General features: G+C 70.8%; 22 protein-coding genes and 1 tRNA gene. 4 read left to right on the plus strand and 19 right to left on the minus strand.

The features are described from left to right. Window positions 1-10: 10 nt before the first annotated feature. The 7 genes from pknB to V6S67_RS00130 are packed head-to-tail and all read right to left on the minus strand — an operon-like array spanning window position 11 to window position 9,434. Complete coding sequence (gene pknB, locus V6S67_RS00100; protein ID WP_334208310.1) at window positions 11-1,912, minus strand: Stk1 family PASTA domain-containing Ser/Thr kinase; 1,902 nt, start codon at window positions 1,910-1,912, stop codon at window positions 11-13. A 34-nt stretch (window positions 1,913-1,946) separates the two neighbouring features. Then, the gene (locus tag V6S67_RS00105; protein ID WP_334208311.1) at window positions 1,947-3,731 is read right to left on the minus strand and encodes a protein kinase domain-containing protein; all 1,785 of its coding nucleotides are present in this window, start codon (window positions 3,729-3,731) and stop codon (window positions 1,947-1,949) included. Further along, window positions 3,728-5,170 (minus strand): peptidoglycan D,D-transpeptidase FtsI family protein, encoded by a 1,443-nt coding sequence (locus V6S67_RS00110; protein WP_334208312.1) that lies wholly within the window; start codon window positions 5,168-5,170, stop codon window positions 3,728-3,730. The genes V6S67_RS00105 and V6S67_RS00110 overlap by 4 nt, the downstream gene beginning before the upstream one ends. Beyond that, window positions 5,167-6,588, minus strand: coding sequence for an FtsW/RodA/SpoVE family cell cycle protein (locus V6S67_RS00115; protein WP_334208313.1), 1,422 nt, complete (start codon window positions 6,586-6,588; stop codon window positions 5,167-5,169). Before V6S67_RS00115 ends, V6S67_RS00110 begins: the two co-directional genes overlap by 4 nt. Continuing rightward, the gene (locus tag V6S67_RS00120; protein WP_334211476.1) at window positions 6,581-8,164 is read right to left on the minus strand and encodes a PP2C family protein-serine/threonine phosphatase; all 1,584 of its coding nucleotides are present in this window, start codon (window positions 8,162-8,164) and stop codon (window positions 6,581-6,583) included. The genes V6S67_RS00115 and V6S67_RS00120 overlap by 8 nt, the downstream gene beginning before the upstream one ends. 44 nt (window positions 8,165-8,208) lie before the next feature. Then, window positions 8,209-8,697 (minus strand): FHA domain-containing protein FhaB/FipA, encoded by a 489-nt coding sequence (locus tag V6S67_RS00125; RefSeq protein WP_334208314.1) that lies wholly within the window; start codon window positions 8,695-8,697, stop codon window positions 8,209-8,211. Beyond that, window positions 8,694-9,434 (minus strand): DUF3662 and FHA domain-containing protein, encoded by a 741-nt coding sequence (locus V6S67_RS00130; RefSeq protein WP_334208315.1) that lies wholly within the window; start codon window positions 9,432-9,434, stop codon window positions 8,694-8,696. The genes V6S67_RS00125 and V6S67_RS00130 overlap by 4 nt, the downstream gene beginning before the upstream one ends. Window positions 9,435-9,753: 319 nt before the next feature. On the opposite strand from V6S67_RS00130, the gene V6S67_RS00135 reads away from it, so the two are divergent. Then, window positions 9,754-9,836, plus strand: a tRNA-Leu gene (locus V6S67_RS00135). Between the two features lie 79 nt (window positions 9,837-9,915). Here the strand turns inward: V6S67_RS00135 and V6S67_RS00140 are convergent. The 4 genes from V6S67_RS00140 to V6S67_RS00155 all read right to left on the minus strand — a co-directional run bounded on the left by V6S67_RS00140 (window position 9,916) and on the right by V6S67_RS00155 (window position 16,473). Beyond that, window positions 9,916-13,335 carry an error-prone DNA polymerase gene (locus tag V6S67_RS00140; RefSeq protein ID WP_334208316.1) on the minus strand — a complete coding sequence of 1,140 codons (3,420 nt, stop codon included), beginning with the start codon at window positions 13,333-13,335 and terminating at the stop codon, window positions 9,916-9,918. A gap of 54 nt (window positions 13,336-13,389) precedes the next feature. Further along, complete coding sequence (locus V6S67_RS00145) at window positions 13,390-15,060, minus strand: DNA polymerase Y family protein (RefSeq protein ID WP_334208317.1); 1,671 nt, start codon at window positions 15,058-15,060, stop codon at window positions 13,390-13,392. Then, window positions 15,057-15,893 (minus strand): hypothetical protein, encoded by an 837-nt coding sequence (locus V6S67_RS00150; RefSeq protein ID WP_334208318.1) that lies wholly within the window; start codon window positions 15,891-15,893, stop codon window positions 15,057-15,059. The genes V6S67_RS00145 and V6S67_RS00150 overlap by 4 nt, the downstream gene beginning before the upstream one ends. Window positions 15,894-16,080: 187 nt before the next feature. Further along, window positions 16,081-16,473 carry a DUF5997 family protein gene (locus tag V6S67_RS00155; RefSeq protein WP_334208319.1) on the minus strand — a complete coding sequence of 131 codons (393 nt, stop codon included), beginning with the start codon at window positions 16,471-16,473 and terminating at the stop codon, window positions 16,081-16,083. A gap of 55 nt (window positions 16,474-16,528) precedes the next feature. Here V6S67_RS00155 and V6S67_RS00160 point away from each other — a divergent pair, with 55 nt between their 5' ends. Together V6S67_RS00160 and V6S67_RS00165 are read left to right on the plus strand one after the other, a co-directional pair. Then, window positions 16,529-17,242, plus strand: coding sequence for a LysR substrate-binding domain-containing protein (locus V6S67_RS00160; protein WP_334208320.1), 714 nt, complete (start codon window positions 16,529-16,531; stop codon window positions 17,240-17,242). A gap of 82 nt (window positions 17,243-17,324) precedes the next feature. After that, complete coding sequence (locus tag V6S67_RS00165) at window positions 17,325-19,001, plus strand: FAD-binding dehydrogenase (protein ID WP_334208321.1); 1,677 nt, start codon at window positions 17,325-17,327, stop codon at window positions 18,999-19,001. A gap of 55 nt (window positions 19,002-19,056) precedes the next feature. Here V6S67_RS00165 and V6S67_RS00170 read toward each other — a convergent pair whose 3' ends face one another. The 4 genes from V6S67_RS00170 to V6S67_RS00185 form a co-directional block, all read right to left on the minus strand. After that, window positions 19,057-19,821, minus strand: a complete 765-nt coding sequence (locus V6S67_RS00170) for an SDR family NAD(P)-dependent oxidoreductase (RefSeq protein WP_334208322.1) — start codon at window positions 19,819-19,821, stop codon at window positions 19,057-19,059. An 11-nt stretch (window positions 19,822-19,832) separates the two neighbouring features. After that, window positions 19,833-20,024, minus strand: a complete 192-nt coding sequence (locus V6S67_RS00175) for a hypothetical protein (protein ID WP_334208323.1) — start codon at window positions 20,022-20,024, stop codon at window positions 19,833-19,835. Between the two features lie 130 nt (window positions 20,025-20,154). Next, window positions 20,155-20,679: a gluconokinase gene (locus tag V6S67_RS00180; protein ID WP_334208324.1), complete on the minus strand. Its 525-nt coding sequence runs from the start codon at window positions 20,677-20,679 to the stop codon at window positions 20,155-20,157. Window positions 20,680-20,789: 110 nt separating this feature from the next. Continuing rightward, the gene (locus V6S67_RS00185; protein ID WP_334208325.1) at window positions 20,790-21,284 is read right to left on the minus strand and encodes a Dps family protein; all 495 of its coding nucleotides are present in this window, start codon (window positions 21,282-21,284) and stop codon (window positions 20,790-20,792) included. 208 nt (window positions 21,285-21,492) lie between these two features. Between V6S67_RS00185 and V6S67_RS00190 the strand changes: the two genes are divergently transcribed. Next, a complete protein-coding gene (locus V6S67_RS00190; protein WP_334211477.1) occupies window positions 21,493-22,029 on the plus strand; it encodes an SRPBCC family protein in 537 nt (178 codons plus the stop codon). 53 nt (window positions 22,030-22,082) lie between these two features. Here the strand turns inward: V6S67_RS00190 and pstS are convergent, their stop codons facing one another. The 4 genes from pstS to V6S67_RS00210 form a co-directional block, all read right to left on the minus strand. After that, window positions 22,083-23,195 (minus strand): phosphate ABC transporter substrate-binding protein PstS, encoded by a 1,113-nt coding sequence (pstS, locus tag V6S67_RS00195; RefSeq protein WP_334208326.1) that lies wholly within the window; start codon window positions 23,193-23,195, stop codon window positions 22,083-22,085. A 74-nt stretch (window positions 23,196-23,269) separates the two neighbouring features. Next, complete coding sequence (locus tag V6S67_RS00200; RefSeq protein ID WP_334208327.1) at window positions 23,270-23,491, minus strand: hypothetical protein; 222 nt, start codon at window positions 23,489-23,491, stop codon at window positions 23,270-23,272. Between the two features lie 102 nt (window positions 23,492-23,593). Next, window positions 23,594-24,391, minus strand: coding sequence for an SDR family oxidoreductase (locus V6S67_RS00205; RefSeq protein ID WP_334208328.1), 798 nt, complete (start codon window positions 24,389-24,391; stop codon window positions 23,594-23,596). Between the two features lie 117 nt (window positions 24,392-24,508). Beyond that, the gene (locus tag V6S67_RS00210) at window positions 24,509-24,988 is read right to left on the minus strand and encodes an Hsp20/alpha crystallin family protein (protein ID WP_334208329.1); all 480 of its coding nucleotides are present in this window, start codon (window positions 24,986-24,988) and stop codon (window positions 24,509-24,511) included. Window positions 24,989-25,033 lie beyond the last annotated feature (45 nt).

Here is a 25,033-nt window from a genome sequence, read left to right on the forward strand (position 1 = left end):
CGGGCAGGTCCTAGTCGTCGCCCTCGGTGGGACGCGGGACGGACTGTTCGCCGGTGCCCTCGGTCGGCTGGGCGGTCGGTATGGCGGGGGGCTCGGGTGCCGGCGCGGCCGGCGGTGCCTTCGCGACCGTGAGCACGATCTCGGTGCCCTGGTCCACCTCGGACCGTGCCTGTGCGGACTGCGCGGTGACGATGCCCGGAGCGACGACGCTGTTCTCCACCTCGCGCACCGAGGACGGCAGCTTCACCGCCGGGTCGGCCAGCAGGGCCTGAGCCTGCTCGAGCGTGAGGTCCGTGAGCAGGGGTACGGTCACCTTCCCGTTGGACAGCACCAGGTCCACCGCACTGCCGACCGGCACCGACTGGCCCGCCTGCGGGCTCGTGGTGATGACCCTGCCCTCGGCGACGTCGGCGCTGGTTTCCTCCGTGACCTGCCCGCCCCGCAGGCCGAGCTCCTCGAGCGCGTCGCGGGCCGACGATTCGGTGAGCCCGGCGAGTGTGCCGGGCAGCACCACGTTGGCCGGTCCCCGTGAGACGGTGATGTTGACGCGTGATTCCGGGTCCACGGACGTCCCCGCAGCGGGATCGGAGGCGATGACGTCACCCTCCTCCACGGTCGCGTTGAACTCCTCGTCGGTCGAGGGCCTCAGCCCGGCGTCCACGATGGCGTCGGTGGCATCCGCCTCGGTCAGACCCACGAGCCCGGGCACGCTGACCGTCACGGCCTCCTGGGAGCCGCGGTCGTCCGCGACGTTGTTCAGGACCACGTAACCGCCCGCGAGCACCAGCAGGACAGCCACGAAGAAGACGGTGATCCAGGCGGTCCTCGAGGACCTGCGTCGCCGGTCCTGCCGCGGGTCCACGGTGTCGTCCGTCCCCAGGACGTCGAGCCGCCCGTCGTCGTCCTCCGGGCTGTACGGCAGGGCCTGCCCCGCGACCCTGTCCATCGCGCGCGTGTGCGGATCGGCGGCGAACGCAGCGGTACCCGCGACGCCGGCACGGGTGCGGGGCGCCGTCGTGTCCAGTTCCGCCGTCGGCATGCCCGAGGCACCGGGCACGGGGATGCCGCGGGCGGCGTCGAGCAGTGCCCGGCGGAAGGTGAGGGCGTCCTGGAAGCGGTGGCCGCGGTCCTTCTGGAGTGCCCGGGCGAGGACGGAGTCGAGGGCCGGCGTCACCTCGGGGTTGAGGCTGCTGGCGGCGGGGGGTTCCTCCCGCACGTGCTGGTAGGCGACGGACACGGGACTGTCCCCCAGGAAGGGCGGCCGGCCGGTGAGCAGTTCGAACAGCAGACAGCCCGCCGAGTACAGGTCGCTGCGGGCGTCCACGGTCTCGCCGCGGGCCTGTTCGGGCGAGAGGTACTGCGCCGTGCCGAGAACGGCCTGCGTCTGCGTCATCGTGGCCTGGGAATCGGCCATGGCGCGGGCGATGCCGAAGTCCATGACCTTCACCCCGCCGTCGGGCGTGATCATGACGTTGGCCGGCTTGATGTCGCGGTGGACGATCCCCGCCTTGTGGCTGTAGTCGAGGGCACCCAGGACACCGGCCAGGTAGGTGATGCTGTCCTCGGCCGTGAGGTCGCCGGCCTTCACGTGATCGCGCAGCGTCCGCCCGGCGAGGTACTCCATGACGATGAACGGGACCCTGACCTCGTGTTCCGGCCGGTCGGGGATCTCCTCCTCGCCCGTGTCGTACACGGCCACGATGTTGGGGTTGTTGAGCCCCGCCACGGCCTGGGCCTCCCGGCGGAACCGCGACTGGAACAGCGGATCGCGCGCCAGGTCCGCGCGGAGCACCTTGATGGCGACCGACCGCCCCAGGCGGAGGTCGCGGCCGAGGTGCACGTCGGCCATGCCGCCGCGCCCGATCAGCTCGCGTACCTCGTACCGCCCGTTCAGGATGCGGTCGGTGGTCATCACTCCGCGCCTTCCCGGCTCCGGTTCGTGCGGATCACGAGGTGGGGGTCGCCGTGGGCGACGCCGACGGGCTCGGCGGCGGTGTGGTGGGCGCCTGGGTGGGTGGCGGGCCGGAGGAGACGATGTAGCCGACGTTCGACCCCGCCGTCAGGACGGTCCCGGCGCCGGGGCTGACGGACACGACCGTACCGGCCGGCAGCGGCGATTCCTGGGAGCCCGTGTTGACGGGCACCAGGCCCAGGTCCACGAGAGCGGCCTCGACGTCGGCGACGGTGCGTCCCTGCAGGCCGGCCGGCACGGTGGCCTGCTCGGGCCCGGCCGACGACGTCACGGTGATGGTCTCGCCGGGGCTGAGGGTGCCCACGGGGTCGATCCCGATGACATAGCCCTCGGCGATCTCCGCCGACGGCTCACGCTGGGTGATGACACGGAAGCCCAGCGAGCCGAGTTCCGCGGCGACCTCGGCCTCCGCCCGGCCCAGGTACTGGCTCGGCGTGATGACCACCTCGGCCGCCTCCGTGGTGCTCGGGGACGGGGCCGGCGAGGTGGACGACGGCGACGGCGACGGCGTGGGCGTGCTGGACTGCGAGGGGGTGGCGCTCGCGGACGTGCTCGTCTCGACGGGCACGCTGTCCGGGTCGCCCGCCAGCAGGGGCTGGAGGATCAGGAAGGCGATCGCGGCCAGCGCCAGCAGGAGCAGGACGATGAGCGGGATCAGCCAGGGGCTCCGGCGGTTCTCCTCGTCCCGCCGGTACGGCTGGTCCGGTTCCGTGGCGTCGAGGTCCTCCTGGGACCAGTCCCGGGACGCGGCGATACCTGCCGCTGCTCCTGCCGCGGCTCCGGCGGCCGCGGGAGCCGCCACGGTGGGCAGGGCGGACGTGCTCGGCGCCGGGACCGCGGTGGTGGCCTGGGTGTCCTGGCGGGGGATGGCGGCCGTCGCGGCGCCGACCCCGGTGCCGAAGGCGAGCATCCCGGGTACGGCCGCCTCGGCGGCGCGGATGTTCCCGGCGCGGATCGCGTCGACGGCACGCGCGAGCGACTCGGCGTCGCGCGGACGCTCGGCAGGGTCCTTGCCGAGCATGGAACCGATGAGGGCGCGGACCGGCCGCGGGATGGACTCGGGCAGGGGCGGAGGCGCGTCGTTGACCTGCGCCAGGGCGATGGCGATCTGTGATTCGCCGGAGAACGGCCGGCGTCCGGCCAGCAGTTCGTACCCGATGACGCCGAGCGCGTAGATGTCGGAGGAGCCGGTGGCGGGCTGGCCGGTGGCCTGCTCGGGCGCGAGGTACTGCGCCGTCCCCATGACCTGACCGGTGGCCGTCAGGGGAACCTGGTCGGCGAGCCGGGCGATCCCGAAGTCCGTGATCTTCACCCGCCCGTCGGGCATCACGAGGATGTTGCCGGGCTTCACGTCGCGGTGCACGAGACCCTGCCGGTGCGCGACGGCGAGGGCCGTGGCGGTCTGCCCGATGATCGAGAGGGTGCGGTCGGGCGAGAGGACCTGCTCCTTCTCGATCACCGCGGACAGCGGCTGCCCCGGCACGAGTTCCATGACGAGATAGGCCGAGCCCGCCTCCTCGCCGTAGTCGAAGACGTTGGCGATGCCCTCGTGGTTCAGCAGGGCCGTGTGGCGCGCCTCGGCCCGGAAGCGGTTGAGGAAGGCCGGGTCGCCCGAGTACTCCTCCTTGAGGATCTTGATCGCGACGACGCGCCCGAGGATCTGGTCCCGCGCCTTCCAGACTTCGCCCATACCGCCGATGGCGATGCGCTCGGTCAGTTCGAATCTGCCGCCCAGGGTGATTCCTGACGTGGGCCTCATCTGTTCAACACCGCCTCTATGAGTCTCTTGGCACTGGGTGAGGTCAATTGCTGACCAGTAGGGATGTCCACGTTCTCCATCACGATCGAAATGGCCACCTGCGGGTCGTCCGCCGGCGCGAACCCGGTGAACCAGGCGTTGTCACCGGTCTCGGAGACCTCCGCGGTGCCCGTCTTGCCGGCCACCTCGACGCCCGGGACCTGCGCCCCGGTCGCCGTGCCGTTGTCCACGACGTTCACCATCCAGTCGGTGAGCTGGGTCGCCGTCGACCCGCTGACCGACTGCCGGAGCACCTCGGGCTGGGGCGACTCGATCAGTTCGAGGTCGGCCGCGCGGATCGACTTGACGAGCTGCGGCTTCATCAGCTGCCCGTCGTTGGCGATCGCGGAGGACACCATGGCCATCTGGAGGGGTGTGACGCGCGTGTCGAACTGCCCGATGGCGGACTGCGCGAGTTCGGGTCCCGTCAGGTCCGAGGGGAAGCTGCTCGCGATCACCTGCGTGGGAATGGTGAGTTCCTCGCCGAAACCGAACTTGGCGGCCTGCTCCTGGAGGGCCTCCTCGCCGAGATCCAGGGCGATCTGCGCGAAGGGGGTGTTGCAGGACTGTTCCAGCGCGAACTCGAGGTCCGCCGTCGTCCTGCTGGCGCACCCTCCGGTCACGAAGTTGGGCAGCGCGTAGTCGATGCCGGGGAACTCCAGGGCGGCCGGGTTCGGGATTTCCGACCGGGCGTCGTACTTCCCGGACTCGAGGGCCGCGGCGGCGTCGATCAGCTTGAAGACCGATCCCGGCGCGACGAGTGACTCCGTGGCGGGATTCGAGTAGATGGACAGGCCCGGCTGCTCGGAGAGCCGCGCGGCGTTCTCCGCGATCACGGCGGTGTCGTGGCCCGAGAGGAGGTTCGGGTCGAAGGTCGGCTTGGAGACCATCGCGAGGATGTTGCCGGTGGAGGGTTCCATGACCACGATCGAACCGCGCTGCCCGTCGGGGATGAGGTCCGAGGCGAGCTGCTGGATCTCCGGGTCGATCGTCAGCTCGACGGACGCCCCCTGGGAGTCGACGCCCGAGAACAGCCGCACCACCCGGTCGTAGAACAGGGAGCTGCTGGTGCCGGAGAGGATCTCCGACTGGTCGCGCTCGAGCTGCGTGGACCCCAGCGACAGGGAGTAGTAGCCCGTCAGGTGGGCGTACAGCTCGGGGTCGGTGTAGACACGCTGGTAGTTGAACTCGTCCTCGGAGGGCACGGACTCGGCGATGGCGCGCCCGTCGACCAGGATGGCGCCCCGCTGCCGGCCGAAGTCCTGGTACAGCTGGCGGCTGTTCCAGTCGTTGTTGTTCAGTTCCTCCGCCTGGAAGAACTGCACGTAGGTGAGCGCGCCGAGGATGAGGGCGAACATGCCGACTGCCACGACCCACGCACTGCGGATGGCCTGGTTCATCGGGTTGCCTCCTTCTCGGACCTCTTCTTCACGGGCTTCCCGTTCACCCCGAGCACCTCGGGGAACGAATCCTTCATGGGCCCCGTCGGCGTCGGGCGCCGCGCCGTCTCGGAGATCAGCAGGAGCAGGGCCACAATGAGCCAGTTTGCCAGCAGGGAGGACCCGCCCGCGGACATGAACGGCGTGGTGAGTCCGGTGAGGGGGATCAGTCGGGTGATGCCGCCGATGACCACGAAGCACTGCAGGGCGATGGTGAAGGAGAGGCCGCACGCGAGCAGCTTCCCGAAGCCGTCCTTCGTACCGAGCGCGGCACGGATCCCGCGGGACACCAGGATGACGTACATCATCACGATGGCGACGACCCCGATGAGTCCGAGCTCCTCGCCCAGCGCCGCGATGATCATGTCGCTGTTGGCATAGGTGACGAGGTCCGGGCGCCCCTCACCGAATCCCGTGCCGATCAGGCCGCCGTTGGCGAGGCCGAAGAGGCCCTGCACCACCTGGCGGCTCCCGCCCGGCGCGCGGTCGTACACCTCGGGTGAAAAGGCGTTGATCCAGGAATCGAAGCGGAGCGCGACGTGGCTGAACAGCTCCAGTGCTACGAAGACGCCGGCCCCGATCATCGCGAGGCCGATCAGCACCCAGCTGACCCTGCTCGTCGCGACGTAGATCATGACCATGAAGAGGCCGAAGAAGAGGATCGAGGATCCGAGGTCGCGCTGGAAGATCAGCACGCCGATGCTGACCAGCCAGGCCGCCGCCATGGGGGCGAGGTCCCGGAAGCGCGGGAACTGCAGGGGTCCGATCTTCTTGCCGGCCAGCAGGATCAGATCGCGGTTCGTCGAAAGATACCCGGCGAAGAATATTGCCAGCGTGATCTTGGCGATCTCGCCGGGCTGGAAGGTGCCCACCCCCACGGAGATCCAGATGCGTGCGCCGTTGATCTCGAGGCCGAGGGGCGTCAGGGGCAGCAGCAGCAGGATGGCGCTGACGATCAGGGAGATGTAGGTGAACCGGCGGAGGATCCGGTGGTCCCGGAACAGGATCAGCAGGACCGCGGCCGCGCCGATGGCCACGGCCGTCCAGAGCACCTGCTGCGGGGCGACGGGGGTGAAGCCGGAGGCCGCGGCGGCGGAGAGGTCGAGGCGGTGGATCATCGCCAGCCCGATCCCGTTCAGTGCGACGACCAGGGGAAGAATGACCGGATCGGCATATTTCGCCCGGAATCGGAGGATGAGGTGGATGAACAGGCTCATCAGGCCGAGCGTCAGGGCGGTCGACCAGAAGTAGTCGTTGAACGGTTCCTCCCGCCCGATCCCGGCCAGGTAGTTGGCGCCGACGGCCACGGCGAGGGCCAGGACCAGCAGCACGAGCTCGATGTTGCGCCGCGACCGCGGCACGGTCAGGACGTCACTCATTGGCTGCACCTCCACAGTCGATGGCAGGGGACGGACTCGGTTGCGGCGAGGGAGCCGCCGACGCTGTCGGTGAGGCGGTCGGTGACGCTGTCGGCGACGCCTCCCCCGACGGAGCCGGTGAGGCGCTCGGCGAGGGCGCCGCCGAGCCGGATGCTCCCGCGGTCGGGGAGGGCGCCGGTCCGGCGGATGCTCCCGCGGTCCCGGACGGGCCCGGAGACGCGGTGGTCCCCGCGACCGGGGGGTCGCAGGTCACGGCCCGCAGTTCGCTGCGCAGATCGCTGACGATCCTCTCCGCCTCCTCCAGGCCGGCCGCGGGAAGCGTCTTGGCCACCTGCGACCGCTGGTACTGGGGAAGGTTGGAGACGGGGATGTCGGTCATCTCGTAGAGCTCACTGAGGTGGATGGGCCCCACCGTCTGGGGCACGCCGGTGAAGATGGCGACACGGTTCTCCGCCTCGGCCACGTAGTAGCGGGTCTGCGTCCACGTGTAGCCGAGGCCGAGCACCGCCACGAGGATGAGGGTCATGAGGGACAGGAACGCCGGGACGAGCCAGCGCCGTCTCGGCCGTCCCGTCTCCTGGCCGGAGTCCTCCCCGGCCTCGCCGTTCTCGGGCTCGGCCTTGTGCGTGAGCATCATCGCCGCGCGGCGCTCGGTGGAGCGCTGGGTCACGATGGGGATCTGGCCGGTCTCCGTGGCGAGGGCCGCGGATCCCACGAGGACATGGGGCCGGGTGAGGAGGTCCTGGCGGATGACGTCGGCGCGGATCGCGGCGCCGGGGAGATCCCCGTTCCGGTCGATCTCGTGCGCCGCGGCCGCGTCGCCGGGCTTGTCGCGTTCACCGGCGGCCTGCCGCGCAGGAGGGATCACGGCCGGGGGCACGGCGTCGTCGTCGTCCGCCTCGATGACCTCGACGACCACGATGGTGATGTTGTCCGGCGAGCCGCCCGCGAGGGTGAGCTCGACGAGCGTGTCCACGCACGCCCGGATGTCCCTCGTCTCCCGCATGACCTGCTCGACGATGCGGTCGTTGAGCACCGCGTTCAGGCCGTCCGAGCAGAGCAGCCAGCGTTCACCGGGCTCGGCGTCGAATTCCTCCAGGTCCAGTTCTGGGCTCGCGTCGACGTCGCCGAGAACGCGCATGAGCACGTTCTTGTGCGGGTGGATCTCCGCCTCCTCCGGCCGGAGGCGTCCCTCGTCGATGAGGCGCTGGACGAAGGTGTGGTCGGTGGTGACCTGGGCGAAGACCCCGTCCTTGAGGCGGTAGGCCCGCGAATCGCCGATATGGGCGAGCTGCAGCTTCGCGTCCTCGAGCAGGATCGCCGTCACGGTGGTGCCCATGCCCGCGAGCTGCGGGTTGGTGGCGACGAGTTCGGACAGCAGCGAGTTGGCGGTCTGGATCTCGTCGGCCAGGTGGGTGGCGGCCTTGCCGCGGTGGGCGCCGTGGTCGAGGTGGACGAGGTCGAGGACGGTGGATGCGGAGGCCACGTTGCCCCCGGCGTGTCCGCCCATGCCGTCGGCGACGACGGCGAGGTACCGGCCCACGTAGGCGGAGTCGTCGTTCTTGGCACGCACCATGCCCACGTCGGAGCGGGCGGCGAACCTCAGGGCGAGCGGCACGCCTACGGCCTCAATTCGATGACCGTCTTACCGATCCGGATGGGGACGCCCGGTTCGACGGGCAGGGCGCGGGTGAGCTGGGTCCCCGCGAGGTAGGTGCCGTTGGTGGAGCCGAGGTCCTCGACGAACCACCGGCTGCCCTGCGGGAAGAGGCGCGCGTGGCGTCCCGATGCGTAGTCGTCCTCGAGGACGAGGGTGGCCTCCTGGGCGCGGCCGAGGAGGATGGGGCTCGCGGCGAGATCCAGCGTGGTCCCGGTGAGAGGGCCCTCCGTGACGACGAGGTGGCGCGCGGAGGGGCGTGCCGGTGCCGGTTCCTCCACGAGTTCGGGGTTCCTGCGGATCTCACGCGCCGTCGGTGTGCCGACCTTGTTGCGCCGGCCCACCACGAGGTCGCGACGCAGCGCTCCGACCGTGCTGAGGACGAGGACCCACAGCAGGAGCAGGAAGCCGAAGCGCAGGAGCGTGACGGTCAGTTCCCCGGCCTCGCTCATGGCTGGAGCCCTCCGTCCTGCGTGGCCACCAGGCGGAAGGTCAGGCGGGAGCGCCCCATCGTGATGGTGGAGCCGTCCGTGAGTTCCGCACGCCCGTCGACACGCCGGCCGTTCACGTAGCTGCCGTTGGTGGAGCCGAGGTCGACGGCGTAGAAGCGTCCCTCGAGCGCCCGGATCTCGAGGTGGCGCCGGGAGACGCCGGTGTCGTCGACCGGGATGTCCGCCTCGGAGGACCGTCCGAGCACGATGGACCCGGTGTTGATCGAGTAGCGCTGTCCGTCGATCTCGAGGATGGGCTGGTAGCGCGTGGGCTGGCGCCGTGGCGCGGCGGGGGCGGCCGGTCCGGCCGGCCGGCGGGCGGCCGCCTGCTTCTCGATGGACGAGTCGATCTCGAAGACGCCCGCCTTCAGGTCAGGATCGTGCTCGAAGGAGACGCGGACCGGTCCCTGGAGGCTGTACTGCTGGCTGTTGACGTGCGCGATGACGACGTCGCACAGTTCCTCGGCGAGGGCCGACCCCCACTGCTGGGCGAGTTCGAAGTCGGAATCTGACAGGCGCGCCGTGAAGACGTTGGGGGCGAGGGTGCGGCCCTGGGACAGGACGAGGGACCTGGTGTCCAGTTCCTTGCGCAGGGCGCTGGCGATCTCGAGGGGTTGCACCTGGGACCGGGAACCCGTGGTGAAGGCTCCCCGGACCAGCTTCTCGAGCCCGCGCTCCACGTTGTCGAGAATGCCCATGCGTCGCCTCCTCCCTCGTGTCGCACTGTGGTGTGAGACCCCGCCAGCGGTGTGCTGCGGGGCTTGTCCCGGCCCTGGAGACGGCGATCTCCGGCCGGGCATGTCCCATCCGATACTACTGGGAGCCCTCGGGAATGGGCTTCACCGGCGGGCCCCGAGCATTACTTTGTCCTAACGATCCATGCTCACGGCCGCCGGGACGAAGGCGGCCCCGCCCGGGAGGACGGCGCCGTTTAGGTGATTCCAGCACGGCTCCGCTATGCTTGATTCTGCTGTTCACAACACCGGCGCCCTGCGTCTGGAGTTGGATCTCGAAATTGCGCGAGTGGCGGAACGGCAGACGCGCTGGCTTCAGGTGCCAGTATCCGAAAGGGTGTGGGGGTTCAAATCCCCCCTCGCGCACAGGTGGTAGACGACGAAGGGCCCCCGCCCGGCGGGGGCCCTTCGTCGTATCCCGGCCGGGGTGCTGGACCGGCACGCGTCAGCGGAAGTCGCGGGACCTGGTGGTCGCCTTGAGCTGCAGGACCTCGATGCGGTCGGCGACGACGTTGACGACCCCCTCCGAGGACCGCTCGAGGACGCCGCGCACGATCACGCTGCTGGCCTCCCGCGCCACCCGGCGGTAGCGCTGCCACACCCCCACGGAGCAGATGACGTTGACCAGCCCTGTCTCGTCCTCGAGGTTCATGAACGTGATGCCGCTCGCCGTCGCCGGCCGCTGCCGGTGCGTCACCACTCCCGCCACCTCGATCCGCCGACCGGACTCCGCCGTCCTCAGCTGCACGGCGGTCAGGGCACCGCGGCGCTGCAGCCGTCCCCTGGCGTGGCGTACCGGGTGGTCGTCCGGGGTGATGCCCGTCGACCAGAGGTCGGAGCCCACCTTGTCGATGTCGGAGAGCTCGGGCATCAGCGGGGGCTGGATGTAGACGGCGGTCCCCTTGATCTGGCCTTCGCGCTCCGTGGCTGCGGGGCCGGCGTTCCACAGCGCCTCCCGGCGGCTGAGGCCCATCGAGTCGAAGGCGCCCGACGCCGCCAGGGCCTCGAGCTGGCCCGTGTTGACGCCGGTGCGGCGCGCCAGGTCCGGCATGTCCTCGTAGGGCCCGTTCCGTTCCCGCTCCGCGACGATCCTCTCGGCGAGCTTCACCCCGAGGGATTCCACGCTGGCGAGTCCCAGCCGCACGGCGTAGTTGCCGTCGCGGCGGTGGGGCGTGGAATCGAACGGCGTGTCCGGGTCGAAGTACCCGACGGGCGCCTGCTCGTCCTCGACGCAGCAGTCCATGCCGGTGGTCCGCGCGCGGGGGTCCTCCGGCGGGTCGTAGCCCTCGAGCGGTTCGAGGTCGGCGTGCACCCCCGAGTGCAGGATGTCGGGGCGCAGGACGACGGCGCCGTGGCGTCGGGCGTCGGCCACGAGCGTCTGCGGCGAGTAGAACCCCATGGGCTGGGCGCGCAGGAGCGAGGCGAGGAACGCGCCCGGGTAGTGCAGGCGCAGCCAGGCGCTGACGTAGACCAGCAGCGCGAAGCTGATCGAGTGGCTCTCCGCGAAACCGAAGTTCGCGAAGGCATGGATCTTGTTGTAGATGGTGTCGGCGACATCGCCGGTGATGCCGTTGGACGCCATGCCCTCGTACAGCTTCGCCTTGAGGGAGTCGATCCGCTCCTCGCCCCGCTTGGAGCCCATGGCGCGGCGCAGGAGGTCCGCGTCCGCTCCCGAGCAGCCGCCCACCACCATGGCCATCTGCATGAGCTGCTCCTGGAAGAGCGGCACCCCGAGGGTCCGTTCGAGGACGGGCCTGAGGTCGGGGTGGATGTACCGGACCTCCTCCTCGCCCATCTTCCGCTTGATGTACGGGTGCACGGCGCCGCCCTGGATGGGGCCGGGCCGCACGAGGGCCACCTCGATCACGAGGTCGTAGAACTGGCGGGGCTGCAGGCGCGGGAGCATGCCCATCTGGGCGCGGCTCTCCACCTGGAAGACGCCCACCGAGTCCGCGAAGCACAGCATGTCGTACACGCCCTGCTCCTCCTTGGGGATGGTGTGCAGCTCCCACGCCTCGCCGAAGTGCCGCTCCGCGAGGTCGAAGTTGTACTGGATGGCCGCGAGGATGCCGAGGCCCAGCAGGTCGAACTTCACGAGTCCCATCCAGGCGCAGTCGTCCTTGTCCCACTGGAGCACCGTCCTGCCGTCCATGCGGCCGTGCTCGATAGGGCAGACCTCTCCCACCGGCCGGTCCGTGAGCACCATCCCGCCGGAGTGGATGCCCAGGTGGCGCGGGAACCTCAGGACCTCCTGCGCCAGGTCCACCACGGCGTCGGGGATGTCGTGGTCGCTGCTCGAGACGAGGCCGCCCCACCGCTCGATCTGCCGCGACCAGGCATCCTGCTGCCCGGGGCTGTGGCCCAGGGCCTTGGCCATGTCCCGGACGGCGAACTTGGGACGATAGGTGATGACGTTGGCCACCTGCGCGGCGTTGAAGCGCCCGTACTTGCGGTAGACGTACTGGATGACCTCCTCGCGGCGGTCCGAGTCGAAGTCCACGTCGATGTCCGGTTCCTCGTCGCGCATGCTCGAGAGGAACCGCTCGAAGGGCAGCTGGTACTTGATGGAATCGACGGCCGTGATCCCGAGCAGGTAGCAGACCGCCGAGTTGGCCGCCGATCCCCGCCCCTGGCACAGGATCCCGTTGCGGCGCGCGTAGTGCACGAGGTCGTGGACGATCAGGAAGTACCCGGGGAAGTTCTTGTCCTCGATCACCGCCAGTTCGCGTTCGATCCGCTCGCGCACGTCGTCCCTGCCCCCGTAGAGCCTGTCGGCGCCCTGCCGGACGAGTTCACGGAGGTAGCTCATCTGGGTGTGGCCCTCCGGGAGGTCGATGTTCGGCAGTCCCGGCTTGACGCTCCGGAGGGTGAAGGCGAGATCGGCGGCGATGTCCACGGTGCGCTCCACCGCGCCGGGGTAAGCCCTGAACCGCCGCGCCATCTCCGCGCCGCTGCGCAGGTGCGCGGCACCGGCCGCGGGCAGCCAGCCGTCCATCTGGTCCAGGCTGCGGCGGGCCCGGACGGCGGCCAGGGCCGAGGCGAGGCGGTGCTGCTTCGGTGTCGCGTAGTGCACGTTGTTGGTCGCGACCGTGGGCAGGTCCAGGCGGGCCGCGAGCGCGGCCAGGGCGTCGTTGTGGGCGGTGTCGAGCGGGTTGCCCTGGTTGATGAGCTCGACGGCGACCGAGTCCCGGCCGAACAGGTCCACGAGTACCCGCAGCTCGGCCTCGGCCGCCGCCTCCCCGTCCGCGACGAGCGCCGAGCGGACCGCCCCCTTCCGGCAGCCCGTGAGGATCAGCCACTGCCCGGCGGCATGCCCGGCCAGGCGCTCCAGGCTGTAGCGGGGCTTGCCCTTCTCGGCGTCAGCGGCCAGCTGGGCCTCGGTGATGGCCGTGGACAGGCGGTGGTAGCCGGCCGATCCACGGGCCAGGACCAGCAGGTGCCGCCCTTCCGGATCGGCTTCGCCGTTCTGCGGCTTGGACAGGCCGAGGGACAGCTCCGTGCCGTACAGGGTCGAGAAGCCCGGGTACTTCTCGGCGGCCTCCGCGAAGTGCACCGCACCGTACAGGCCGTCGTGGTCGGTCAGGGCCATGCCGGTGAGCCCGAGCCGCTGGGCCTCCTCGGCGAGGTGCTCGGGACTCGAGGCGCCGTCGAGGAAGCTGAAGTTGGAGTGGACGTGCAGTTCGGCGTACGGCACCACCGGGCCCTCCGGGGCGGAGGCCTCCGCGGGAGCCGTGTAGGGCTGGCGCTTCCGCGACCAGGCGGGGCTGTCGCCGCCGTCGGCCCCGAGGGGTGGCGCTCCGGGCCGGGTGGCCGAAAGATTCCGTTCGAAATCCGACCAGGGGATCGGTGGATTGTTCCAGCCCATGGCGTCCCTCCCTGTCTGGATGTCCTGTAGTTGTCGCGGGTGGCGGGGCCCCCCTCAGTCGTAGCCGGCCTCCAGCCACCATGCGTGGTCCTCGAGCAGCAGCAGCCAGGCGGATCCCGAGTGGTCCACCAGCTGGAAGCGGTTGAGCACGCGCCCCTTCGGGTCCCACCAGCGCTCGTTGATCGGCCAGGGGCCGGCCCAGGAGTGCACGGGCCGGCGGCCGTCGTCGGGCCCCGCGCTGAAGAAGGCCGGATCGGCGCTCAGGAGGCCGCGCGGGTCCACGTCCACCGGGTTGCCGTGCGCGTCGACGACGGCGGCGGGTACGGGTTCGGCGAACACGGTGGCGGGGGCGGGGCCCGGCAGCCGCCCGGGCCAGGGCTGGTTGCGGTCCTTCACGGGCATCTTCACGGACCGGCCCGCCGGGGCGTCCCCCCAGGGGATGTACACGCGGCGGTCCGCCAGGAGGCGTCCTCCGGCGATGATCGCGGTGAGCACCGCGCCGTGGCCCAGCATGCTCTGCACACGGGCCAGCCCATGGTGGATCCCCTCGTCCGGTCCCGTCCCCCAGAGCCCGTCCGCATGATCGCCGAGGTCCTCGACGATGTCCGGGACGAGGTGGACCCGCGTGATGCCGGAGGTGAGTCCGTGGTCGGAGGCGTTGGTGCCCTGGAGCTGCCAGCGCACACGGTCCACGACGTCGTCGGCGTCGAACCAGCGCGGGTGCTGCCACCGGCGCGCGGACGTCTCGCCCTCCTCCGTGTGCAGCGAGACCTGCAGCGCCGTGCAGACGAGCCCGGCCTCGCGCAGGGCGTCGACGAACTCGCCGGCCCGGGCCCTGAGGGCGAAGGCGAGCTGGTCGATCCGGGCGAGGGGAGGCTCGAAATCGGCGCTGGTGTCGAGGTGGGGCGGGGGCGTCCGGGCCACCACGCTCCGGTGGTCGAGCCCGCTGGCCTGGCGGTGGGCGATAGCCCCTTCGATGCCGAAGCGGTTGCGGACATCGGAGGCCTTGAGCGCCGCGAAGTCGCCGAGGGAGCGGATACCGAGGCGTTTGAGCAGCACGGCGAGTCTGGGCTGTTCGAGGACCTCCAGGGGGTAGCTGCCGAGGAACCAGGGCGAGCCGCCCGGCGGGATGACGACCAGCTGCTCGACGTCGTCGTCCAGCTGGTCGGTGGCCCGGGCCGCCTGCTCCGCGGCGAACGGCCCGTCCGCGATGCCGATCCGCACGTCGGTGAGGCCGATGGCGGCCAGCGTCTGCTGGACCACGGCCGCGGCGTCGCGCTCGCTCCCGTAGTAGCGCGCAGGGCCCTTGACCCTGATGGCGCACAGTCCCGGGCGGAGGACCTGCACGCCGGGCAGGATGGTCTCCACGGCCGCGGTCACGGGCTCGAAGGTGCGCTCGTCGAGCGACGGGTCGTACGGGAGGGCCACGAGCGCTGTGCAGCGGGCCTGGGCCTCGCGGATGCGCAGCCCGCGCTTCACGCCGTCCTCCCGGGCCGCCGGGGAGGACGCGAAGACCTCCCCGCGGTCCACGAGGACGAGCGGGGTCTCGGCGGGCAACGCGTGCTCGCGCAGCGCCGCCGTGATGGGCCAGTCGGGGCACCAGAGCACCATGGTCCGGGTGGCAGGAGCGGGCCCGGCGGGCTCCGTGGGCCCGGCGGCAGGAACGGGCCCGGCAGGTTCTGTGGGTCCTGGGGGCTCCGGAGGCGTGGCCGGCGGGGACGTCATGAGGACTTCATGAGCCGGGGCTCGAACAGGGTCCCGGCCGCCCCGGCCGCGTTCGGGGCGTCGTGCTGCAGCTGCTCGTGCGGGGTTCCCGGGAACGCCGTGCCCGGGAACGCGGTGTCCGCAGGGGTCCCCTGCAGGTCGGCGAGTCCCACATAGGCGTGGCGGAGCCGCCCCGAGGGCTGGGTGGCGGTGATCTTCATGGAGCGCGCCCGGAGGTGGCCCGTCCCCGCGCCGAGCCCCTCCCATGCGCTCTCGGCCACGCCGATCGTGGAGTCGCTCTGCTTCCAGTTGCCCAGGGTGATCAGGGCCGAGCCGCGCTGGCGCAGCCTCGCCCTGAGGCGGGCCCATTCGGTGGGGGCGAGGTGTTCCGGGGAGCGGGTCAGGACGATCGAGACGACGTCCACGAGGGCCGCCGTGACGGTGAGCCACTGCGGCCCGGGATCGGGGACCAGGATGAGGCGTTCGAGGTTGATCCCGAAACCCTGCGCCGCCTCGACGCTGAAGTCCGGCATGCCGACCACGCTGCACCACGCGCCGGTCGCGGAAGGACCGGCGAGCAGGGCCATGGCGAGGAAGGTCGAGTTCCGGACGGTGTACGAGCCGCCGGACTGGAGGCCGCCGCCGGGCAGGATCCGCGCGAGGGCAGGGACCGTGGGCAGGAGGCGGGAATCGAGCTTGCGGGTCTGCATGCTGTTGATGCGGGCCTGGAGGCCGAGGGCGACATCCGCCGTGGATGCCCCCCGGCGGTCCGCGGGGTTCGGGTGGTGCGTGTCCTCGGAGTCGGGGGAAGGCTCATCCCAGGCGAGGGAATGGCCGGCGGCTGGAGGCGTCACTCCCTAATATTCGAATACGTGTTCGATTAAGTCAATCGGCGTGTCGGCGCAGGAAAACACGTCTTCCGTGGTAATCGGAATGCGCAATCAGGGGCCCGAGGCGGCGTGCTCCTCGCGCGTGCGACGCCCCCCGGCAGCTCCCCTGCCTGCGGAAAACGAGCAGCCGGGCGGCCCGGAGGGATCAACCTCAGGCGTCGGTCTCCTTGCGCGCGGTGTCGCGCTCCTTGACCCGTGCGGCCTCAGCGCGGACCGCGGCCTGCGTGGACCTCTCGGCGACCAGCCAGGCGGGCGGGTCCTGCAGCAGGGCGGTGATCTGCTCGCTCGTCAGGGGGTCGGTGATCCCGCCACGAGCCAGCCCGCCGATGGAGATGCCGAGCTTCTGGGCGACGACGGGGCGTGGGTGCGGGCCGGTGCGACGCAACTCGGCGAGCCACTCGGGCGGGGTCTGCTGCAGTTCGTTGAACTCCGCGCGCGTCAGCTCGGTCTCCTGGAAGCCCTGGGGAGCGGCGGGCAGGTAGATGCCCAGTTTCTTGGCCGCGGTGGCGGGCTTCAGGGTCTGGGGGGTCTTCGGGGGATTCATGGTCCCAGCTTAACGGCCACGTCCGCGGCGCAGCGGCAGGCGCTACTGTGATGAGGTGCCCGCCGACCAGCCCCGAATCCTGTCCGTCGGCTTCGTCCCGGGTGTCACCCCCGGCAAGTGGGTGGCGCGGTGGCGCGAGCGGCATCCGGAGATCCCCCTGGAACTCCACCAGCACGACGACGCCCTGGCGGCACTCCGGGACGCATCCGACGACGTCGTCTTCGTGCGGTTGCCCGTGGACCGCACCGGGCTCCACCTGATCCCCCTCTACGAGGAACAGCCCGTGGCCGTCATGTCGCGGGAGAACGAGCTCTCGCTCTACGAGGACGTGCCGCTCGAGGAGCTCGAGGGGGAGACCCTGCTCGACGTCGTCGGGTGCGGTGGCCCGAGGACGGCCGTGGAGGTGGCGGCCTCGGGCGCCGGCGTCGTGGTCCTGCCGATGTCCCTGGCCCGCCTGTACGCGCGGAAGGACGCCGTCCACCGGCCCGTCCCCGGCCTGCCCGCCACCACGATCGGCATCGCCTGGCGCATGGAGGACGAGTCCGACGACGTCGAGGAGTTCATCGGCATCGTCCGCGGACGGACGGCCCAGAGCTCGCGGCAGCCCTCGCAGCGCGAGGCACCGAAGAAGAGCGCCTCGCAGAAGGCGGCAGCGAAGAAGGCCGCAGCCGGGAAGCAGCCGGGGAAGCAGCAGGGCGTGAAACAGCAGGCCGGGAAGCAGCCGGGGAAACCGGCCCGCCCGTCCGGCACGCGGGGCAAGCGGCGCTGACCTCCCACGCCGGGGCTCCAGTGCAGAATGGACCTTCCGGTCACACCGTGCAGTGACCGCCCGCCACGACCCGGAGCAGCCCATGGACGCAGACGTTCTCATCATCGGTGCCGGGCTCGCGGGACTCGTCGCGAGCAACGAGCTGGTCAGGGCGGGCCTGAAGGTGGTGGTCGTCGAGCAGGAGAATGCCCGGAACCTCGGTGGGCAGGCGTTCTGGTCCTTCGGCGGGATCTTCCTCGTCGACACCCCGATGCAGCGGCGCCTCGGCGTGAAGGACTCGTTCGACCTCGCCTGGCAGGACTGGCAGGGTTCCGCCGGCTGGGACCGGCTCGACGGCGAACTGCCGGAGGACGAGTGGGCCGCGCAGTGGGGCCGCGCGTACGTCGAGTTCGCCGCCGGGGAGAAGCGGCCCTGGCTCGAGGAGCAGGGCGTGAAGTTCACGCCGCTCGTGGGCTGGGCCGAGCGGGGGAGCGGGACGGCGGCGGGCCACGGCAACTCCGTGCCCCGCTTCCACGTGCCGTGGGGTACGGGGACCGGGATCTCCGAGCCCTTCGCCGACAAGGCGCGGGCCGCCGCCGAGGAGGGGTCGCTGACCTTCCGTTTCCGCCACCGGGTGGACGGTCTGATCCTCGACGGGGACACCGTGACCGGTGTGCACGGGACGGTCCTGGCGCCCGACGACGCCGCCCGCGGTATCTCCTCGAACCGCGAGGAGACCGGCGGCTTCGAGCTGAGGGCGCAGGCGGTCGTGATCGCGAGCGGCGGGATCGGCGGGAACCACGAGCAGATCCGCGCCTGGTGGCCGGCGCGCCTGGGCACGCCGCCGTCGGCCATGATCACCGGTGTCCCGGAGCACGTGGACGGCAGGATGCTCGACATCGCGGCCGACGCCGGGGTCCGCCTGGTCAACCGGGACCGCATGTGGCACTACACGGAGGGTGTGCGGAACTGGGATCCGGTGTGGCCGCAGCACGGCATCCGGATCCTGCCGGGCCCGTCGTCGATGTGGTTCGACGCCCTCGGGCGGCGCCTGCCCGCCCCGGGCCTGCCGGGACACGACACCCTGGGCACGCTGCGGATCCTCCGCACCACGCCCGACATCGCCGGGTACGACCACTCGTGGTTCATCCTCACCCAGACGATGATCGAGAAGGAGTTCGCCCTCTCGGGGTCGGAGCAGAATCCCGACCTCACGGACCGGGACGTCCGGCTGCTGCTCCGGAGCCGGCTCGGCAAGGGTGCGCCGCCGCCGGTGGAGGCGTTCAAGAGGAACGGCGAGGACTTCGTCGTCGCCGACACCCTGCAGGACCTCGTGGACGCGATGAACGCCCTGACCGACACCCCGCTGCTCGACCACGGGCTCGTCGAGCGGCAGATCCGGCAGCGGGACGCGGAGATGGACAACGCCTACTCCAAGGACACGCAGGTCATGAGCATCCACAACTCGCGCCGTTTCCTGGGTGATCGGCTCACGCGGACCGCGCGCCCCCACCGGATCCTCGATCCCGCAGCGGGTCCGCTGATCGCCGTGAAGCTGCACATCATCACCCGGAAGACCCTGGGCGGCATCCAGACGGATCTGACCGGCAGGGCGTTCACTGCCGGAGGCGCACCGATCCACGGGCTCTACGCCGCGGGGGAGGCCGCAGGGTTCGGCGGGGGAGGTGCCCACGGGTACAACGCGCTCGAAGGCACCTTCCTGGGCGGGTGCATCTTCTCCGGCCGCACCGTGGGCCGCTCCCTCGCGGCACTGCTGTAGCACCGGGGCCGGGTCCTGTCGGCTCGTGTCGACTCCTGTCGACGTCGTGCACCCGTCAGGCCTGGGCCGGCTGCCCGTTGCTGGCCATCGTGCCGCCGTCCACGGGGAGCACCACGCCGGTGATGAAGCGCGCGTCGTCACTTGCGAGGAAGGTGATGGCGGCCGCGACCTCCTCCGGCAGGCCGCCGCGTCCGAGCGCGATGCGCGCGGCGAACTCGTCGGAGAGCTCGTGCGGCCCGCCGTCGCTCGTGAGGTCCGTCCAGATGAAACCGGGGGCGACGGCGTTCACCCGCACGCCGTCCCTGCCGTGGTCCAGGGCGACCGCGCGGGTGAAGTTGCTGACTCCGCCCTTGGCCGCGTTGTAGGCGCTCATGCGCCAGTCTGCGGCCAGGCCGGACACGGAGGAGACGTTGACGATGCATCCCCTGCTCTCCAGCAGGTACTCCAGGGCCGCCTTCGTCCCGTAGAACACGCCGGAGAGGTCGGTCTCGATGACGCGGTGCCAGTCCTCGACGCTCGTGTCCTGGACGGTGCCCTGCGTGATGGTGCCCGCATTGTTGACGAGGACGTCGAGGCGGGCGTACCGCTGCACGGTCTCCTGCACCATGACGGCCACCTGCCCGTAGTCGGACGAGTCGGTGGCCACCGCCGTCGCCTGCGCGTCGGGCAGGGATGCGACGACGGCGTCGATCTTGTCCGCGACGGAATCCGTCAGGACCACACGGGCCCCCTCGGCGACGAACCGCCGGGCGGTCGCCTCGCCGATGCCCGAACCGGCGCCCGTCACGATGACGACCTTCCCCTCGAACCTCTGCTGCATGGCCGCGCCGCCTAGTCCGGGGTCTCGGACTGGAGGTCGATGAACTGCCAGGCGTCGCCGTCGAGCCCGTCGCTCCCCGGTCCACCCGCTTCGGTGATCGCCGTCCTCACGGACTCCGGCAGATCCTCGGCACCGTTGTGCTCCCGGAGCCACTGCTTCGCCTCGATGTCCACGCGTGTCCACCACTGCTCTACGGGGTCCATTGCCACGCTCCTCTCGTTCCCTCCACCGTGGCATCGGGCCCATGCTCCCGCAACAACCGCAGGAGCCCTCCGCTGGAGCGCCGGACCTGCTAGCGGTCGTGCCGGAGGTCCTGCCGGCGGGTGCGGGGAGCTACCGGCACCCGGACCTGAGATCGAGCGTGTCGATGACGGTGGCCGTGACGGCGTCGGGCGTGCCGGTGTTCTCGATCCGGGCACCCCGCTCGTCCGGCTGCAGGGGTTCGAGGGTGCTGACCTGGGAGGGCAGGAGCGATTCGGGCATGAAGTGGCCGCTGCGCGTCTTCATGCGCTCGAGGATCAGGCCGGTGTCGCCGAGCAGGTGCACGAATCTGACGCTGCCCTCGGCCTGCACGAGGATGTCCCGGTAGGAGCGCCGCAGGGCCGAGCAGGTCACCACGGTGCTGCGGCCCGCATGGGCCTGGGCCGTCATCCAGTCCCGCAGGGAGCCCAGCCATGGCCAGCGGTCCTCGTCGGTGAGTGACGTCCCGGAGCTCATCTTCGTGATGTTGGCGGTCGGGTGGAAGTCGTCGGCCTCGGCGAATCTCCAGCCGAGCTGCTCGGCGAGGCGCGTGGCGATGGTCGTCTTGCCCGATCCGGAGATCCCCATGACGACCACGTGGCAGGGGGGTGCTTCCATGTGCGGTGTCCTTCTCTGGTGGCGGGACGGGAGCGGGAACCCCACCGCGGATGCGGGAAGGGAGGCACCGGTCGGTGCCTCCCTTCCTATCGGACGAAGGATGCCGTGCGTCAGACGGTCGCGTTCTCCGTGCCGACGGGCGTGACGACCTCGGCGGTCGGCTCCATGTTCTCGGCGTCGACCATCCAGGCGTACTGCTCGAGCTTCGCGATGAATCCGTGCAGCAGGTCCGCCGTCGTGGGGTCCTCCTCGTCGATCTGGTCGTGGACGCCCCGCATGGTGTTCACAGCGGCATTCAGCATGTTGACCACGAGGCCCACGGTGTCCTTGGTGGAGACGAGCCCGGCCGGGAACGGCTGGATCTTAGTGCCTTCGGCGACGGCGACGCTGCGGCCGTCGGGCACGGCGTGCAGGGCGCGCATGCGCTCCGCCATCTCGTCGGCGAAGGCGCGGGCATCGTCGATGATCTCGTCCAGCTGCAGGTGGAGGTCGCGGAAGTTCTTGCCGACCACGTTCCAGTGGGCCTGCTTGCCCTGCAGGTGCAGTTCGATGAGGTCGACCAGGACGGCTTGCATGTTGTCCGTGAGGGTGGGTGAAGCCTTCATGAATCCTCCAGTGCTCGATTTCCTGCTCCGGACGGGCTCCGGACACGCCGATTCCCGCCGGGTGGACTCCTTTCACCCTAGACCTGCGCGTTGGTCAATTCCAACCGATCTGCCTACGCTAAGGGTACTTACGGTCAGCCGTGCCCGACCCCCGTCCAGGGACCGGGACGGCGCCGGAGTCTCTACGAGGAGGAACCTTTTGGCTTCAGTGCAGGAATCTATCGACGTAGCAGTACCGGTCAGCACGGCGTACAACCAGTGGACCCAGTTCGAGAGCTTCCCCCACTTCATGGGAGGGGTCGAGTCCATCACGCAGACCTCGGACACCCGCACCCACTGGGTGACGAGCATCGGCGGGGTCCGGCGCGAGTTCGACGCCGAGATCACCGAGCAGCACCCGGACGAGCGCGTGGCCTGGAAGAGCACCGACGGCGAGTCCCACGCCGGCGTGGTGACCTTCCACCGCCTGGACGCGAACACGACGCGGCTCATGGTGCAGATCGACTGGCACCCCGAGACCTTCACGGAGAAGGTCGGTGCGGTGGTGAACGCCGACGCCGCCCAGGTGAAGGGCGACCTCAAGAGGTTCAAGCAGTTCATCGAGAAGAGCGGCGGGGAGACCGGCGCCTGGCGCGGGAACGTCGACGCCCCGCCGACAGGTGGCGGGGACGCGGCGCCGGCGAACGATACGCTGCCCGACACGTCCACGAACGACCCCGATTCGGGTGGGCCGCGCGTCGGCTGACGCACGTGCCGAGAACGAGGCGGATCCCTGCGGGGGTCCGCCTCGTCCGTGTCCTAGGGGATCTCGCCGACCTCCACCGACGCGATCGCATCGGTGGCCAGCTGTGACAGTTCGGGCGAGAGGGGCGAGCTCCTCGCCGCGTCCGCGGCCGCGGCCTGCCCCTCCGCGCTGACCGCATAGGTGCCGAAGGCGCGGACGACGCCGGCCGTCGCCTCGTTCTCGTAGCGCGAGCAGTACACGTGATAGGACACGAGGACCAGCGGGTAGACGCCGGGGGCGGTGGTGGTCCGGTCGAGGTCGAGTGCGATGTCGTAGTCCGCGCGGCCCGGGACGCGCCTCGCGAGGTCGACGGCGGCCGCGGCCGCTTCGGCGCCCGCCGGGACGTAGGCATCGCCGACCTTCAGGGACACGCGGCCGAGGGGATCCCCGACGGCGGAATCGTCCGCGTAGGTCACGGCTCCCGCAGTGGCTGCCACGGTACTGACCACGCCGGCGTTGCCCTTGGCGTTCTCGTTCCCGAGGGCGGACGGCCAGGAGCCGTCGGGCTCCTCGGTCCAGATTCCGGGCACCACGGCGTGCAGGTAGTCCGTGAAGTTCTCGGTGGTGCCGGAGTCGTCGGACCGGCTGACCGCCGAGACGGGCAGCGCGGGGAGGTCCACGTCCGGGTTCTGGGCCACGATGGCGGGATCGTCCCACGTCGCGATGTCGCCCCGGAAGATCCTCGCCACGGTGGCGGCGTCGAGCTCCAGTTCCGTGATGCCGGGCAGGTTGAACGCGATGCTGATCGGGGAGATGTAGGCGGGGATGTTGAAGGCGCCGCCCGGCCCGCAGGCCTGTGTGGACTCGGCGAGCTCCTCGTCGCTGAGGTAGGCATCCGAGCCGGCGAAGCCCACGGCCCCGGCGAGCAGCGCACCGCGTCCCGCGCCGGAGCCGTCGGGCGAGTACTGCACCTGCGCGCGCGGGTTGAGGGTGGTGAAGCCCGAGCGCCAGGCGTCCATGGCCGGTCCCTGGGCGGAGGATCCTGAGGCGGTCACGGCGCCCTGCAGGCTCGTGTCCCCGCGCTGCGCCGCCGCTTCCTGCTCCGGGCCCAGCGGGTAGTCGGAGCCGCAGGCCGTGAGACCGAGGACGACGGCGAGGGACAGCGACAGGGGTGCACGGGTTCTCACCCCCGCCACGTTACAGGTGACGAAAAGGTGAACCCAAGATGGACATCAGGTGGACGGGGTGTTCCGTCCGCGGATCAGCCGCGGCGCAGGCGGTAGCCGTCGGCCCGGTGGACGAGCCGGCGGCCACCGCCGTCGTTCAGCTGGATCCACACCACGGACGCGTCGTCGGTCCTCATGTCCAGGACGCCGCGGAGCTGCGCCCCCGCCGCGTGCTGGAGCGTGACGTGCTCGCCGCGCTTGAAGCCCGACCAGTCCTGCAGGTCGGCATCACTGGCCGGGGGGAGGGGGGAGTCCATGGCGGGCCTTTCGCAGGGGTACGGGACTCCCACGCTAGCCACCCCTCCTGAACGCGGCATGAACGTGCGCTGAAGACTGTGGTGTTCCTCACACTTTCCTGATCAGAGGGTGCGCCAGTCCCCGCTCGTGAGGTGCGATCCGGCCTGCGGGCCCATCAGGAGCATGCCGCCGTCGACTACGAACGACGCACCGTTGACGTAGCTGGAGGCGCCGGATGCGAGGAACGCGACGACGTCGGCGATCTCCTCGGGCGCTCCCGGCCGGCCCACGGGGATGCCGGGGCGGTCCATGGTGCGCGGGTCCTGGTCCGCCGACGCGTTCATGGGGGTGTTGATCTCCCCGGGCAGGACAGCATTCGCCGTGATGCCGCGGTCGGCCAGTTCGAGCGCGATGGTGCGGATCAGGCCGCCGAGGCCGTGCTTCGAGGCGTCGTAGGCCGCCGAGCCGACGCGCGGCTGCTCCTGGTGGACGCTGGTGACGGCGATGATGCGCCCGCCCTTGCCGCCGTCGATCATGTGCCGGGCCGCGCGCTGGATGCAGACGAACGCGCCGTCGAGGTTGGCACCCATGGTGCCGCGCCAGGTGTCCCAGTCGGTCTCCATGAACATGGTGCCGCCGTTGACGCCCGCGTTGTTGACGAAGACGTCGAGACCGCCGAGCTCCTGGGCGAGCCGGTCGACGACGTCCCCGCACGCCGGGGCGTCCGTGGTGTCGAGCTGCGCGACGGCGGACCGGACGCCCTTCTCCCGGACGAGGCGCGCGGTCTCCTCGGCGCCGTCCTGGTCCGAGTGCCAGGTGACGCCGACGTCGCAGCCGGCCGCTGCGAGGGCGATGGCCGTGGCGCGGCCGATGCCGGAATCGGAGCCTGTGACGATTGCCTTGCTGGGTGTGAAGTCCATGACCCCATCCTTCGTGTCCGGTGCGTACCCCCGCAAGGGGGTTCACGACGAAGCACCCCCGGGCGGGAAGCCCGGGGGTGCTGGTAGGGGTGCCGGTCGGGGGTACTCGCGGCGGGGTCAGGACTCGACGGCGCCCTGGGTGCCGGAGGCCGAGCCCTGGACGGTGCCGGCCTGGACGGTGCCCGACTGGATCGGGGTCGACGCCTCGCCGCTGACGACCTCGATCCGGCGCGGCCTGGCGCGCTCGCTGACGGGGATCATCACGCTCAGGACGCCGTTCTCGTACCGGGCGGAGATGCCTTCGGTGTCGACGCCCTGGCCCAGGCTGAGCTGGCGGAGGAACGAGCCGCTCTCGCGCTCGCGGGTCAGCCACTTGACGCCCTCGGCGCTGCGGAGGGTGCGCTCCGCACGGATGGTCAGGAGCTGGCCGTCCACGTCGATGTCGACCGATCCGGGGTCGATGCCCGGGAGATCCGCGGCGAGGACGTAGTGGTCCTTCTCGCGGTAGAGGTCCATCGGCATGAGGCGGAGTCCGGGACGGCTCTCGAGGAGGGCGCCGGCAACGCGGTCCAGCTCGCGGAATGGATCGAACTTCATGGCCACTGGAAACAACTCCTTCGCGTATGCCACCGTTAGGTGGGT

Origin of the sequence: Arthrobacter sp. Soc17.1.1.1 (genome assembly GCF_036867195.1) — a bacterium.
Classification (GTDB): domain Bacteria; phylum Actinomycetota; class Actinomycetes; order Actinomycetales; family Micrococcaceae; genus Arthrobacter_D.

Bases quoted from the DNA above. Each gene is read 5' to 3' on its own strand.
- pknB (WP_334208310.1), bottom strand. From the start codon at position 1,912: ATGACCACCGACCGCATCCTGAACGGGCGGTACGAGGTACGCGAGCTG.
- V6S67_RS00105 (WP_334208311.1), bottom strand. From the start codon at position 3,731: ATGAGGCCCACGTCAGGAATCACCCTGGGCGGCAGATTCGAACTGACC.
- V6S67_RS00110 (WP_334208312.1), bottom strand. From the start codon at position 5,170: ATGAACCAGGCCATCCGCAGTGCGTGGGTCGTGGCAGTCGGCATGTTC.
- V6S67_RS00115 (WP_334208313.1), bottom strand. From the start codon at position 6,588: ATGAGTGACGTCCTGACCGTGCCGCGGTCGCGGCGCAACATCGAGCTC.
- V6S67_RS00120 (WP_334211476.1), bottom strand. From the start codon at position 8,164: ATGGTGCGTGCCAAGAACGACGACTCCGCCTACGTGGGCCGGTACCTC.
- V6S67_RS00125 (WP_334208314.1), bottom strand. From the start codon at position 8,697: ATGAGCGAGGCCGGGGAACTGACCGTCACGCTCCTGCGCTTCGGCTTC.
- V6S67_RS00130 (WP_334208315.1), bottom strand. From the start codon at position 9,434: ATGGGCATTCTCGACAACGTGGAGCGCGGGCTCGAGAAGCTGGTCCGG.
- V6S67_RS00140 (WP_334208316.1), bottom strand. From the start codon at position 13,335: ATGGGCTGGAACAATCCACCGATCCCCTGGTCGGATTTCGAACGGAAT.
- V6S67_RS00145 (WP_334208317.1), bottom strand. From the start codon at position 15,060: ATGACGTCCCCGCCGGCCACGCCTCCGGAGCCCCCAGGACCCACAGAA.
- V6S67_RS00155 (WP_334208319.1), bottom strand. From the start codon at position 16,473: ATGAATCCCCCGAAGACCCCCCAGACCCTGAAGCCCGCCACCGCGGCC.
- V6S67_RS00165 (WP_334208321.1), top strand. From the start codon at position 17,325: ATGGACGCAGACGTTCTCATCATCGGTGCCGGGCTCGCGGGACTCGTC.
- V6S67_RS00170 (WP_334208322.1), bottom strand. From the start codon at position 19,821: ATGCAGCAGAGGTTCGAGGGGAAGGTCGTCATCGTGACGGGCGCCGGT.
- V6S67_RS00175 (WP_334208323.1), bottom strand. From the start codon at position 20,024: ATGGACCCCGTAGAGCAGTGGTGGACACGCGTGGACATCGAGGCGAAG.
- V6S67_RS00180 (WP_334208324.1), bottom strand. From the start codon at position 20,679: ATGGAAGCACCCCCCTGCCACGTGGTCGTCATGGGGATCTCCGGATCG.
- V6S67_RS00185 (WP_334208325.1), bottom strand. From the start codon at position 21,284: ATGAAGGCTTCACCCACCCTCACGGACAACATGCAAGCCGTCCTGGTC.
- V6S67_RS00200 (WP_334208327.1), bottom strand. From the start codon at position 23,491: ATGGACTCCCCCCTCCCCCCGGCCAGTGATGCCGACCTGCAGGACTGG.
- V6S67_RS00205 (WP_334208328.1), bottom strand. From the start codon at position 24,391: ATGGACTTCACACCCAGCAAGGCAATCGTCACAGGCTCCGATTCCGGC.
- V6S67_RS00210 (WP_334208329.1), bottom strand. From the start codon at position 24,988: ATGAAGTTCGATCCATTCCGCGAGCTGGACCGCGTTGCCGGCGCCCTC.